The following is a 14,143-nucleotide window of genomic DNA, read 5'->3' as shown; positions in this document are numbered from 1 at the left end:
AGAAAGGGCCGGCTCAACAGCCAGCCCCGCCACCGGGCATCATTACTAACTGCTACTGAAAAAAGATCAGGCCCATTTAATCGTAAAAAGCTCCGCAATATTTTTCGGTCTTGTTTCGCTGCCGCCGGTATCGCCCGTTTTGGACTGCTGCAGTGTATTGATCACCGTGATGGAGCCGGCATTGCCGCCCATACTGGGCTGGTTGGCCGTCCATGGCAGCGGATGGTTATGTTTGAGGAACATATCCTGCTCGAGGGTGCCCACGTGATCACCGGTGACGGTACCGCCCAGGGCTGTACGTTGCCCGGCGTCGGGATCGGTGGCCGCGCCATTGTTCCAGGAGCGGCTAAAGTACCCGCGCATATCCGGCGTCAGGGACATGCCGCTGCCACTTGTACCGAAGCGCCCGTTGATCACGGAATTCAGCCGGGAGTAACCATCTCCCAGCGCAACGGGAGGCTGGCAAAGGGACAGCTCTTCCGCCGGCGGCGTTTCCGTAGCCACGTATTGGCGGCGTTCTCCGATAATGCCCTGCACCATAGTGGGCAGACTTTGAATAGCCACCTTCCCGATATTCGCATATGCCTGGGAAATATTGATCCGCACATTCGGCGTTTTACATTCTACTACCAGGAATAGCCCGCTGGCATTGGGATTTACTTTCAGCAGGAGGTCGAACTGCAGGTCCCCGCCGGTGCTTTTCGTTACGGTGTCCGCATCGGTATTATCCGTCAGCGTGACGCTTACCGGGTAATTACCGGATACCGTCATGATCACGCTGGCCGCTACATAATTGCCCCGTAAAGTTTGCTGCCAGCGCGGAAATTCATGCAAGGCCTGTTGGAAAGTAGTTGTTTTATCCCCTCCCCCGGTGTTGATGTAACAGGTGTTTGTAGCCGTGTCAAAGCCTACCATGCCGAAGGAGCCGGCGTTGGTGAACACCCAGCCGTCCGGGCAGTTATAGGTAATATACCCACCGGCCAGCACCTGGTTGCTGTAATAGCGGAAATCCCCGTTGTACACAAGGTTGCGTTGTTGCATGGCGTATAACAGCTCATCGAGCGAGGTGTTGCCACTCACAGAATTTTCCATAGGACTGTCATTAAAAAGGAGGCCCGCAAAGGCCTCCTCCAGGTTATTAATAGTGGAAATCAGAGTGCCGCTTCAACGTATGAAATTTCGTACTGTTTGGAATTCATAGAGAAGTTGCCGGTAGGCAGGAACTTGCCTGAATTGCTGTCGTAAGCAACGGAGATGGTGTCAATTCCGCCGCCGAACTGCAACTGCGTCATCGGGGAGGTTACGGTCGTCACTACTGAATTACTTTTCACCTGCGATTGCAGCCAGATGTAAACAGTAGTGTAAGGGGTCATCACCGCGGTGCTGGCCAGCAGTACAGGTACGGCGGAAATGGCGTTGCCGAGGATGTCTACGCCGTTCACCTTCGCATCCTGGTACAAACCTACTGTCATGTAAGGTTTGGTGGTGAAATCGTTCAACAGCGCAAAAGAACTTGGCTGACCTCCACTGGCCGGACCGGTGATCACGCCTGAATCCTGCAGGGTGTAGAGTTTGTTCATGGCCGCTCCAACCGGGATGCTGGACATCTGGGAGAGCGTGGCGCCGTTGGTGATATTGCTGGTGGAAGCGTAAATACCGTATTCTTCAATCCAGGACAGTTGGTTGGCCATCAGGGGTTTGAACACCTGCCAGGCCACATTGGGGCTGCCGCCGCCGGAAGGTTTTGCAATTACCACGTTGGTACCTGTAGCGTATAATACTTGTAACTGATCGTTGGTGAAACCAACATTTAAAGTGTATTCTGCCATTGTTTCATAGTTTAGTATTAATCACCTACTCTGTTAAGGCTTTTCGGTTTCCGCCCGGTATCAGTCGTGGAGCTCCGTTTGACTTGATACCTCAAAACTACAATGGCAGTTATCCCTTTCCTATTTCACCATATTTCAGTTTATTTTTTTTTGGGGGGGGGGAGAAAGATCTAATCCTGCTTTGCGGTATGTTCCCGTGAGGGCGCCATCCACATAGGGATAAGCCGTGGGTACGGGGTTGCCTGTATGGCCAGCCCGAGCGAGACCGGGGCCTCGTATAACCTGCCTGCCCCAAACCGCGGCCTGAAAGCGCGGAGGCCTGGCGCCAGCACTTTTACCACAGGCAGCCCTGCATCGGGGCGGGTACAGTTCACCACGATGGTTTCTATGCCTGTTGCCTGCAGGCCGCTGACCAATTGGGTGATCATCTCTTCCACCGTACCGGGCGTCACTTTACTATCAAAGCGCTTTGCGCCCGCGTGGGGCCGCAGGTAATCCAACGGCGTGCCTTCCGGAGGCTTTACCGGCGCCATGATGGCCTGCAGTTGCAGCAGTTCCGTAAATGCCCGCAACATCGCTTCTTCCATGGAATAGTGGCAGCCAAAGCCTGCCAGGTAAGCGCCGGCCTGCTCTCCCACGGCTGCAATCACGTATGCGCCGGTATCCAGCGTGAGGTCCAGTAAATGTACCTGCCACCCAGCTTCGTGTAGCCTTTCCCGTTGTTGCCGGTACCAGTCATTGCCGGCCAGCATCTCCGCCGGCGCTGCCGGGCGCGGCAGGCCGTTAAACCACCAGATGGCGGCGGCATCCCGTTCTATCAGTTCCAGCAATCCCTGTAAGATGGCTTCCGGCAAAGTGCTGCCCGCCGCCATGCCGTTGGATTCAAAGACGGCCGCCCTCCCCTCTCCTGTTGCCGGCAGATTATACAACACGGCTTCCGCAGGGACATAGCGTTGCTCCTCGTACGTGAGCGACCATGCCGGCAACCAGCGGCTGGCCACCGCCGTATCCGGCACGGGGCCAAGGGCCGGCGTATCCTCCGGCCATTGCAGTTGCTGCGGCGCAAAATGCTGGATGGCGGCAGGCAGTACTGCGTAAGGATGCAGCTCCGCAGCGGTGGCCTGGAGCAAAGGCTCGTCCCCCCGGTAGCAGGCGCTCCAACGCTCAATCGCCTCGCAGAGGCAGCTCACCATCGCCGCCGTATTCGTATAGCCCTTACCGTAAGCAGGCAGGAAGGTGAACGGCGCCGCATCCGGCATCAGCGCGCGCCAGGCGTACTGGCCGATTTCGCTGAACTGCCGCACAATGCCTGTCACCGGGTTGATGTGGTGGCTCCATTTTTCCCAGGTGGCCGTTACCGGCTCGTTGCGGTACTGCGTGCGTGTACCCGTTAACGTTACCGGGGCGGACATACCCGCGGCAAAGGCCTTCGGGTCCCCGCAGACGGGGCATTCCGGCCGGCGGCGCAACTGGTAGCGGTGGAGCTGGTACCGCCTGCCCACATGAAAGTATTCCCCCGGGGCGGGATGAGCGCAGAGGTGTAATAAGGCTTCCTGTATGGCAGTGGCGAGGTCCGGTGGAATACGTGTATCCGCTGGGGAGAGCGATGGCGCATCCGGCTGATCTGCCAAACTACGTGTATCCGTTCCAGTTACCATACCTGCATCTTCCCTGAAATACCGGTCCATCCGCGAAAACAGGCAATGCGGGCAACAGGCGCTCTCCCCGTTAAACACCGGGCCAACCACCGTATAGCCGTTACCGGTAATCACCGGTATCCACGGCCTGCCCGCGGCCATAGCGGCGCGCCAGGCGGGCATGGCCGCGGCCAGCGCAAGGCCGTCCACCGGGGTGGCCAGGAAGCGTGTATCCGGCGCCGTTATATCCGCCAGCGGTACGAATGCCGTCTCCACCAGCTGGTGGCTCGTAAGCACGCCGGTATGCCGGAGGCGGTCCAGCTCCATCAGGAGGTGCGGCACGGGAAAAGTTGACTGCAACTTCCGCACGCAGCCGGAGGCAGATATGGCCTGCCGCTGCACCATGTTGATCAGCGCTACCGGCAACTTCCCCGAAACGGGGATAATACTGCTGCTGCCCAACACCAGGCCCGCCACCTCCCCCAGGGGAAGGAAGCGGGAACCAGGCGTCAGCAGCAATACGTCATCCATGGATGGTGATGTCATCCGTAAGGGATTTAATACGTTGAATAATTTGCCCGGCCGAAGGCGCGCCCGTCATTGTCAGCACTTGTTCCCGCATGGGTACGGTAACTTTTTGGCCCGTCAATGCCATACCAGGCACGCCTTTCCCGGAAATGAACTCCTGCGAGGCTACCGGCGGTTGCAGTACCGTCAGCGGGGAATAGAGCAGCAAAGGCTGCGAGGCTTCGAAGGTCGCCATCAGCATCAGTTGGTCCGTCACGGCCGACTGACTGTCCAGCTGCCGCGCTGCGGAGATGAGGGTCACCGCTACGAGCGCCGGCTCGCTGCCCTGCTCCCCGCTGCTGTTATAAATGCCGTTGGCCATGGTACCGGTGAAGCTATGCCTGCCATCCGGCAGGTCCACATCCGCCACGCGATAGACGTAGGCCTGAAACGCCGGCCCTGTCTGCAACTTCAGCAGCCAGGATTCGAAATTATGCGGCACGAAACCGGTGGTAACCTGCACAGGGTAAAAGGCCACGTTGGAAAGCGTCGCATCCGTGGCGGACATAAACGCCCATAACTCCACCACCCTGCCGGGATGCTCCGGCTCCGGGTAGCTGCACATCCAGCCAAACAGCTGGGTATGGGCCTGATCCCGGTACATCTCGATAAACTGCCCGTGATGGTTTTGTTGCGTAAAAAAGAAACGATGCATACCGTACAGTTTATCAGAAGCACATACAACAGCAGGCCGGCGCCGGCGTTTGCAGTCCCATGAGGTAATTGAGATCCGTGAGGCCGGAAGGCGGCGGCGGCACCAAAGGCACCTGCAGCGCCGTTTGCACAGCCGGCGGATAATCGAAGATGCTGACAGGGAATTCCGGCAGGGCTGAAAAGTTGCCGTCGGGCACGTACTTAAACTGCAGGTCCAGCACTGCCGGATAGGTGAAATTGAATTTCTTTTCCAGCGCGCCCCGCGGGTCCGCCATCAGGCTTACCTGGAACTCCGCGTCGTTCCAGCATAATTGTAAAGCGCCGTAATAGGTCTGTAACCATTGATTGGATAATACAGGGTTCATATAGTTTGGTTTTAATGAGCATTAGTTCATCACCGCCCGGATGCGTTGCTGTATCAGCGCAGCCCGCTGCGCAGCCGCAATCGCGGCGGCAGTTTGCAGGTGCCCGGCGGCGGCATCGCCGTCCTGCTGCAGGGCGTGCAATACTCCCAGCAGCCGGTGTATTTCCGCATGATAGAGCGCGCCGTCCGCCCCGCCGATGAGGGCCAGCGATGCGGTGAGGCGTTGCAGGGCGGCTTCGTATTCGCCTGCCTGCATTTCGATTTCTGCCACCACGGCGTTCCAGAAGCTGTTCATGGATTGTATGCCTTTCTGCGCTTCCTGCGCCAGCGCTGCCTTTGCGGCCTGCAGGTCATCGTTGGCCCAGGCCAGTAAGATGGCCCCGTAGTTACCGAACATATGCAGCTGGCTGGATTCGTTGACCTGTAGCAGCGCCTGGCTGTAATAGATCACCTGCTGCCGGTTGCGCTGATAGAAGTACACGCAGGCCAGGCCAAGGTAGGTGGAAGCGGTCGTATGCGGATGCGCGATAGCCTCTACTTTTTCCAGCGCGCGGTGGACCATTGTTTCCGCTCGTGCTGCATCTCCCGCGAGGGTGTACACGCAGGCGAGCGTGCTGCAGGCCAGCGCTTCCTGGTCCACTCCAAATTCGTAGGCCAGGCTGCTGTGCAGCGCGGGGTCATAGCGTGCCAGGGCTTCTTCCATCATGGCCGCGGCCTGTTCCAGCTCCCCGTTATTGAAATATTGCAGCCCGAGGAACACGGAGGATACGACCGGGTATTTTTGGTTTTGCGTGGAATACGCCACCTCGTGCAGCCGCTGCGCCGTCTCCGTCGCCTGTTTCCAGTTGCCCGTCATCGCGTAGTAATTACAGTACATGAGCATGGCGGGCAGTATTTCTTCCCGGGCTTCGTTTTGCTCGTACAGGGCGGTCAATATATCCAGTTGCTCCCTGACGGCTGGCGCGCCATAGCTTTCCAGCACTACGAGTACGGAGAGCATCAGGTGCCGCACCATCACTTCCTTTTGCGTGCGGCCGGCATCTTCCGGCAGGGTGTACAGCCATTTGAGCGCCTGCTGGCAAAGAGCCAGGGAGTCCTTACCGGTGATACCGCCCAGCATCAGCTGCACGCTTTTGATCTGCCAGTCTACCGCCTCCATGGCGTTGCCTGCCAGGAACAGGTGCCGGGCAATGGTAGCGGCATGGTGCGGACCGGAGGCATGATCGTCCCCCAGGAGCGCCTGCGCAATGCGCGCGTGAACCAGCCTGCGCATATTCAGCAACTGGCTTTGGTAGGCTACCTCGCCCATCAGCGCATGACGGAAAACATAGACCAGCCCTTTTTCCGAACGGAGGGGATACAGGATGTCGTGCGCTTCCAGCGTTTGCAGGTGTTGTTGCAACATTTCCTCTTCCAGGGAAGAGATTTGCCGCAGCAGGTTCCAGGGCAGCTCCCTGCCTGCGCAGGCGGCCAGCTGCGCGGTTTCCCGGGCGGGGCCCAGCTCGTCCAGGCGGGCCATCAGCACTTCGTTTAGTGTAAGCGGCACCGTTAGCTGGAACATCTGTTCTGCGAAGCGGTAGCTGCCATCCCGGTATATCAGCAGTTCCTTTGTGAGCAGGTAGCGGGTGAGCTCCTCCATGAAAAACGGGATACCGTCCGTATGGCGGAGCAGGTAGTCCATACAATCCTGCTCCACCGGCTGCCGTTGCAGCAAGTCCGCCAGCAGGGCCATGGAAGCAGGTTTATCCAGCGGCCCCAGCTCCAGCAGGGTAAAGGCATCCCGTGGCCATAAGGGTTCAAAGGAGGGCCGCGCGGAGAGTAGCAGCAGCATATTGGGGCAGCCGTGCAGGCTCACGATTTCCTGCAGTACGGCGGCGCTGCCGGCGTCTATCCAGTGGAGGTCTTCTATGATCAGCAGGTATTTTTTTTCCAGGGAGATGGCAGCCAGGCACTGTATCAGCGTGGCTATGAGCAGGCGGCGCTGCTCGCCCGGCGATAAGAGGGAGGGCTGGAATTGTTCCGTAAATGCCATCCCCAGGCAGGACAAGAGTATAGGCATGACCGTATCCACTGCCGCGCCGGCCGTTTCCAGCATAGCAGTCAGCCGGGCCAGGCTGGCATCCTGCGGCAGCTCCGGCCGGAAGCCGTAATGCTGTTGCAGGAGGTGGAAAATGACGTAAAGGTCCCGGTGACGGTATTCCGGCATGCAGCGAACTTCCAGCAGGTCGTTGCCCGCCATGCGGGAGGCTTCGTACAGGAGCTTCGATTTGCCCATGCCGGCAGCGCCGCGTACCAGCGCCACTCCTTCCCGCTCCCATGCCCCGCGGAGGGCTTGCAGCTCCCGGGAGCGGCCGTGCAGGCTTTGGTTGGCCCCGTCCCGGAGCAGCGCAAAAGCGCTACCGCTGCGCTCTTTCACCATGTAGCAGGCAGCGGCAAACTCCTCCGGCGCGTGTACCACCCGTTCAAAAACGGCGAGGTGCGCGAGGAGCTGCCTTGTGGCAACGGAAACGACTATACGCTGCGGCGCCGCGAGGGCGAGCTGTCGCTGCGCGTAGTTGGGGGCTATGCCTTCCGGCACGCGGAGCGGGCGGCAAATCACCTGCCCCGTATGGATGCTGACGCGGGCTTCCAGCTGCAGGCCGTATTGGCGCTGCAGGCGTTTACTGCGTGCTTCCGTAGCCGTTAGTATTTCAAATGCGGCCTTACCGGCCAGGTGGGCGGCATTGCCTTCGGAGGTGGGATAGCCGAAATAGCTCATGAACTGATCTGCGAAAACGCCTTTGAGGAAGCCCCCGCCGCGGGTGGCAACGTCCGTACAGGCGGCCAGCTGGGCCTTCTGGATTTCCTCCAGGATATCTTCATCCACAGGGTTGGCGGGTTCTTGTATCACCCGGATGGCCGCGCACAGGATGGTGACCTGGCGCTTTTCCTTTTTTTCGTACATCCATGCCAGTGAGTTATCCGCCGTAGGGTGGCCGTTTTGCGGGAAGGCCGCCGGGGCGGTGGTATGCGGCTGGAGTACGGAGAGGTCCAGCTGCTGGAAGCGTTCATAAAGCGTGTGTACGTCCGCCAGGCGGTCGTTCGGGTCCTTCGCGAGGACGGACTGCAACAGATCGTGCAGCGCATGGTTCCGCAGGAATGCCGGTATCGGTATCGTTTCCGGGCTGAGTTGCTGGTAGTAGATATCCGCAATGCTGTTACCCTGTATGGCGGGGCAGCCCGTCAGGCATTCGATGAGGATGAGGCCCCAGGCGTAGAGGTCCGCACGGGTGGTAGGCGGCTCGCCCCGCAGTTGTTCCGGCGCGCAATAGGCCGGCGTGCCCATGGCATCGGCATGCTGCAGGTCCTGCACGAAGGTGCTGATGCCGAAGTCCAGAATTTTTACATGCGGCCTTGCCCCGGAGCGGATGATGATGATATTATCCGGCTTCAGATCCCGGTGGGCGACCCCGTTTGCGTGCGCGCAGCAGAGCGCATCGAGGAGCTGCCCCATCAGGGCCTGGGTTTCCGCCACGCTGAGCGCGCCGCTGCGTTGCAATTGCTGGCGCAGGGTATTGCCTTCGAGGAATTCAAAAGCGACGAAGGGCCTGCCTTCGGCGGTAGCGCCTTTGTCGAGCAGCTTTACGATGTAGGGGTGACTGATGCCGGCGCATACTTTCGCTTCGCGCTCGAAGCGCGACAGCTGCATGGCGTCCGACAGGGAGGGTTTCAGCACCTTGAGGGCGACCAGCTGACGGGTATGTTGCTGAATGGCTTTGTACACATGACAGGTAGCGCCTTCTCCGGCCGCTTCCAGCAGTTCATAGTTGCCTACTACCGGGAAACCGGCAGCCGGCATGGTTTGATGGTTCATATACAGGATTATCTGAGGGGTGTGATATCAGCTTCGGTATGGTTTCCTTTGATGATACTGAAATAAGGATGACCAAGGCGTATTTCGCCCGGCCTTCTCTCGATGATGTTACTGAACAGGTAACCTATTTCAGGGATTTCACATAACTGTTTACGTAAGCGGAATATTTGCAGGTTCAGGAAATAGACGTCTACTTCTTTCTGCATTTCGCGTGACAGGTCTTCGGTTATTTCGTCGATGGTGGACCAGCCCTGGTCCGCCTCCGGGAGTTGCAGGAGGTGGTCGCTATAACGTTTACGGGCCAACGACAGCAGCAGGTAGTTATGTGCGCGGCTGCCGAGGTCGATGGCGTTATGGCGGCTGAGCTGCAGTTCGAGCCGGATATGCTCTTCGTTCAGGCTGAGGTGGAACAGCAGCCTGGCGCCGGCTACGAGCGACTGCTGATCGATCGTATCTTCCAGTTCCGTGATGGATACGAATTCCCATTCGTCGTTGGCGAAGGAAATTTTATGGCCGTGTGAGAGGGCGTTGACATGTCCTTCTTTTTCGTACACCCAGCCTTTTTCCGGCAGGAAGTAGATGGCCGCTTCGTGGCGCTGCTGATCCGGCAGGGCCGTAGCGAAGGACAGGCGGATGATGTGGTTGCGGCGGTTGAGCGATTTCAGGAAGGGGAAGGGCGGATCGAGGTCCAGCAGTTTCCACTTCGTTTGCGCATCGCTGCCAAACTGCAATACGTGGTTCTTGGCGAGTTTGGCGGTTCGCTGCCAGACGTGTTCTCCATCCAGGAGGGTGCCGTTGCGGCTATGGTCCCGGAGTTGCCAGCCTTCTTTGGACCATAATAAGGTAGCATGGGATTGGGATACGTCCCCAAAGGCGAGGTGCAGGTTTACCAGGCTTGCATTGCGGCCTACGGTAAATAAAGGGGTAAGAACAACCAGTTCTTCGGTAACCAGATTGATGATACTAGCCATGTAATCTCATTGAGGATTCCGGTGGTGATAATGGTCATTTCACAGGTAGCCGTTGTGAGGAATAAGGACAGGAATAATATTACCGGCCCGCAGGCCGCCTTTTGTTGAATGGCTACTCCAATTTACAACTGCATTCTCAAACTGCAAAATATATTCAGTGGCGTGGGCCGGAATTAAGGCCCACGCCTATACGAAAAAATTGTCGCCGTAGTTTGGTATTACTCTTTATCAATCCGGTACAGGCGGCCCTGATCGGTAACCGCATACAGCGCGCCGTTCCTGCCCTGCGTGATATCGCGGAAGCGCTGCCCTTCGCTGGCCAGCAGGCGCTCCTCGCCTACTACCTTGTTGTTGCTGAATACCAGTCGGACGATATGCTGGCCGGACAATGCGCCGATGAAGAGGTTATTTTCCCATTCAGGCACGCGTTTGCCGGCGTAGAAGGTCATGCCGCTGGGCGATACGACGGGGTCCCAGTAGTACGCCGGTTGTTCCATCCCGTCTTTCTGCTGGATGGCATCGCCGATAGGCTCGCCGCTGTATTCGATACCGTAGGTGATGACGGGCCAGCCATAGTTGCGGCCGGGCTGAATACGGTTCACCTCATCCCCTCCCCTGGGGCCATGTTCGCATTCCCACAGCTCGCCCGTTACGGGGTGGATGGCCAGGCCCTGCGGGTTGCGGTGGCCGATGCTATACAGCTCCGGCAGCGCGCCTGCACCTGAGAAGGTGGGATTGCCAGGTGCGGCCTGCCCTGTTTTGGTAATGCGGATGACTTTCCCCAGCACCGCGCTTACGGATTGCGCCAGCGGCCGGGTATCCAGGTTGGAGCCCTCTCCTGTGCTGACGAACAGGTTGCCGGTTTTATCAAACAGGATGCGGCTGCCGTAGTGCAGGGTGCTGGTGCGGCGCGGCAACGCATGGTAGATGACGGTAGCGCCTTCAATCGTCTTTTCATCCGCAGCAAGGCGGCCTTTACCTACGGAAGTCAGGTTGCCGCCGGCGACCTGTTCGGAGAAGGTCCAGTACACGGTGCGATTGGTAGCGAAATCCGGATCGAGGCAAACGCCAAGCAAGCCGCCCTGGCCGGCTGCGTTTACCGCGGGCAGGCCGGTGATAGGCGCGCTCAGCTCACCGGTGGTTTTTACGATGCGCATGTTGCCCGCTTTTTCCGTTACCAGCAGCCGGCCATCCGGCAGTTCGGTAATACCCCATGGATTGGCGAGTGCGGAGGTGATGATGTCCGTTTTGATTTTCGTTTTTGTGACCGCCCCGTTGGCGCGGGTTTGACCGCTAAACGCGGGCTGGTATTTCGTGTTGGGCGGTTTGGTTTCCACAGGAGGCGCTGAAGGGTGATCAGTGCCCGGCTCTTCGCGGGAGCAGCAGGCAAAAACCGCCAGGATGCCCGCCATCAACGCATAGTTTTTCATGTGATTCATGTGAGGATAGTTGAGAGGTTTATAAATGCTAACAGTAAAAAAGGTCATCCATTCCCCGCAATTAAAATACCAGTTTATGCTGCGATAGACGGAATAGTGATCACTGCCTGCCGCCGGCGCGTGTACCGGCAACGGCTACCCGGCACGCAGGCATGTGGTGATCCGGCTTATGCCACCGGTATTGCGGTTTGTAAACGGAACACCGGGCAGGTAGGTGCAGGTTACTCTCTCCCCAAAAAAAATTTATACTTGTTGCTATTCCACCTTTGTATTCACAATATGATACGTTTGAAAAACTGCTTCCTGCCCTGCGCCTGTATAGCGCTTACTTTGACTGTTCATGCGCAAAGCCCTGACGTGGTGTGGTTTAACGGCGCCTCGCCGGTGCGTTACAACCTGCAGGCCCCGGCATCGCCCGTTGTGGCGGTAGCCCTGGAAATGTTCCGCGGAGATCTCCGGCAGGTGACGGGCCGGGCGCCCGTGGCGGGAACGGGGAAAAACAGCAACATCCGGATTCTACAACTCAGCCGTACGAATAACGCGGAGTTACGGCGGCTGGGAGTACCGGTGGACAGCCTTGCCGGGGCCATGGATGCGTTTTTTATAGGCGTTGCCGGCAAGCAGCTGCTCGTAGCGGGCAGCGATGCCCGGGGCACGGCCTACGGCATCCTGGAACTCTCCCGGCTGGCAGGCGTATCCCCCTGGGTATGGTGGGGCGATGTGACGCCGGAAAAACGGCCGCAATTAAGCATTCCCGCAGGGTACCGCAGCTTGCAGCGGCCTGCGGTGGCTTACCGGGGCATCTTCCTCAATGATGAGGACTGGAGCCTGCGCCCCTGGAGCGCCAAACATTTTGATCCGCAGGCGGATACCGGTATTATTTCCGCGAAGACTTACGGGGAGGTGTTCAAACTCTTGCTGCGCCTGCGCGCCAACACTATCTGGCCGGCGATGCATACGGGCACCGTCGCTTTTTACCGGACGAAGGGCGCAAAGGAAATGGCGGACAGCTGCGGCATTGTGATCGGAACTTCCCACTGCGAGCCGCTGATGCGCAACAACGTGTACGAATGGAATGAACAACAGCGCGGGCATTTCAATTTTATAGATAACCACGACGCCGTAATCCGCTACTGGGCAGAGCGTTTGCAGGAAGTGAAGCGCTCCGATAACTTTTTTACCATCGGCATGCGGGGCATACACGATGGCGCTATGGAAGGCGTGAAAACCCTGGCGGAAAAAACGGACGCCCTGCAACGCGTGATCAATGAGCAGCGGGCGTTGCTGAAAAAGTATATCCAACCTGATCTGAAAAAAATCCCCCAGCAATTTGTGCCTTATAAGGAAGTATTGGAGATATATGAAAATGGGCTGCAGGTGCCGGAAGATGTGATGCTGACCTGGTGCGATGATAATTATGGTTACATGACGCGCCTGGGCGACAGCCTGCAACAGCAGCGCAGCGGCGGGGCCGGCGTGTATTATCACCTGAGCTACTGGGGCCGCCCGCATGATTACCTCTGGCTCGCCACCACGCAGCCGGGGCTGATCTATAACGAAATGCGGGAAGCCTATGACCATCATGCCAGGCGCTTGTGGGTGGCGAATGTGCATGATCCAAAAATAGCCGGGTACAACCTGGAATTCTTCCTGGACCTGGCCTGGAACATCCCGGGTATATCTCCTTCCGCCATCAATGAGCAGCTGCGGCGCTACCTGGTGCGGGATTTTGGCAAGGCCGCCGGAGAAGCGTTATACCCTGCTATGCTGGAGTATTACAGGCTTTGCGGCATCCGCCGGCCGGAGTTCATGGGATGGAGCAAGGTGGAGGAAGATAAAGCGAAATACGCACGGGGCTGGACGCCCGTGGTGAATACCGCTTTCAGCGAAACGGAATTTGGCGGAGAGCTGGATCGCTACCTGGCGAGTTACGAAAAAATCAAAGCCATCCTGCGAGGGGTGGAGCAAACTTTACCGGCTGCAAGGCAGGACGCCTATTTTGCCCGCATCAAATACCCGGTGTACGGCGCGGCCGCTATGGCTGTCAAGTGGCTGGAAGCGCAGCGGGCACGGAGGCTGGCGGCAGCGCCCGTACGGGACGAGGCGGCGTTGCAGCAGGCTTGCAACAGGAGTCAGCAGGCTTATGAAGAGATCATGCAGCTGACGGATCATTACAATCGCGTGATGGCCGGCGGTAAATGGCGGTATAGTTTATGCGCGCAGCCGCGTGACCTGCCGGTGTTTGAAGCGCCGCAGCTGCCGGCGGCGCCAAATGGATTAAAGGATGTACGGAACGCACGCCCGGAAAGCTTACCGGCGCCGGATTTGAAAGGCGTGGTAGCAACTAACGCTGCCGGGTACACGAAATCTACGGGGGCCGTCCGCGTGATTCAATCCCTGGGGCATAGCATGCAGGCGGTGGCTTTGCCGAAAGGCGGCAGCCTGGAATACTCCTTTGAAACGGATATGGAAGGCCCGGCGGTATTGCGCACGGCGGTGATACCTACACAGCCTAACGACAAGGGGGACATCCGCTTCAGCGTACAGATAGACGACGAAGCGCCGCAGGTATGCTCGTTTAAAGAGCCCTACCGGTCCGCCGGGTGGAAGGAAAATGTACTGCGGGGGCAGGCGGTGAAGGTTACCCGGCATCCCCTTTCCAAAGGGAAGCATACGCTGCGGATCACCGCGCTGGATAACCATGTGGTGGTGGATCAGTGGATGATAGACTTTCAGCCGGAGCGGGCGTTTTATATGTTCCCGGTGGTTGGTAAATGATAAGAAACAGCCCTTCGTATATGGCTATACGAAGGGCTGTTTTTGAGTTTT

General features: G+C 58.2%; 9 protein-coding genes. 1 reads left to right on the top strand and 8 read right to left on the bottom strand.

Features of this window, described 5'->3' with window-relative positions:
* Window positions 1-66: 66 nt before the first annotated feature.
* From BOC67_RS10675 to BOC67_RS10640, 8 genes are all read right to left on the bottom strand, one after another.
* Window positions 67-1,092 (bottom strand): hypothetical protein, encoded by a 1,026-nt coding sequence (locus BOC67_RS10675; protein ID WP_291910129.1) that lies wholly within the window; start codon window positions 1,090-1,092, stop codon window positions 67-69.
* 59 nt (window positions 1,093-1,151) lie between these two features.
* On the bottom strand, window positions 1,152-1,829 hold the full coding sequence (locus BOC67_RS10670; RefSeq protein WP_291910128.1) for a hypothetical protein: 678 nt from the start codon (window positions 1,827-1,829) through the stop codon (window positions 1,152-1,154).
* 170 nt (window positions 1,830-1,999) lie between these two features.
* On the bottom strand, window positions 2,000-4,012 hold the full coding sequence (locus tag BOC67_RS10665; protein WP_291910127.1) for a TOMM precursor leader peptide-binding protein: 2,013 nt from the start codon (window positions 4,010-4,012) through the stop codon (window positions 2,000-2,002).
* Complete coding sequence (locus tag BOC67_RS10660) at window positions 3,990-4,688, bottom strand: hypothetical protein (protein WP_291910126.1); 699 nt, start codon at window positions 4,686-4,688, stop codon at window positions 3,990-3,992. Before BOC67_RS10660 ends, BOC67_RS10665 begins: the two co-directional genes overlap by 23 nt.
* A 13-nt stretch (window positions 4,689-4,701) precedes the next feature.
* Window positions 4,702-5,052, bottom strand: a complete 351-nt coding sequence (locus BOC67_RS10655; protein WP_291910125.1) for a hypothetical protein — start codon at window positions 5,050-5,052, stop codon at window positions 4,702-4,704.
* A gap of 21 nt (window positions 5,053-5,073) precedes the next feature.
* Window positions 5,074-8,904, bottom strand: a complete 3,831-nt coding sequence (locus BOC67_RS10650; RefSeq protein WP_291910124.1) for a TOMM system kinase/cyclase fusion protein — start codon at window positions 8,902-8,904, stop codon at window positions 5,074-5,076.
* Between the two features lie 8 nt (window positions 8,905-8,912).
* On the bottom strand, window positions 8,913-9,875 hold the full coding sequence (locus BOC67_RS10645) for an FHA domain-containing protein (protein WP_291910123.1): 963 nt from the start codon (window positions 9,873-9,875) through the stop codon (window positions 8,913-8,915).
* Between the two features lie 218 nt (window positions 9,876-10,093).
* Entirely contained in the window at window positions 10,094-11,314 is a 1,221-nt protein-coding gene (locus tag BOC67_RS10640) for a PQQ-dependent sugar dehydrogenase (RefSeq protein ID WP_291910122.1), read from the bottom strand.
* 279 nt (window positions 11,315-11,593) lie between these two features.
* Between BOC67_RS10640 and BOC67_RS10635 the strand changes: the two genes are divergently transcribed.
* Window positions 11,594-14,092: a glycosyl hydrolase 115 family protein gene (locus BOC67_RS10635; RefSeq protein ID WP_291910121.1), complete on the top strand. Its 2,499-nt coding sequence runs from the start codon at window positions 11,594-11,596 to the stop codon at window positions 14,090-14,092.
* The last annotated feature ends 51 nt before the right edge of the window (window positions 14,093-14,143 follow it).

Origin of the sequence: Chitinophaga sp. CB10, assembly GCA_001870995.2 — a bacterium.
Lineage (GTDB): Bacteria > Bacteroidota > Bacteroidia > Chitinophagales > Chitinophagaceae > Chitinophaga.
This window is presented reverse-complemented; position numbering and strand designations above follow the sequence as displayed.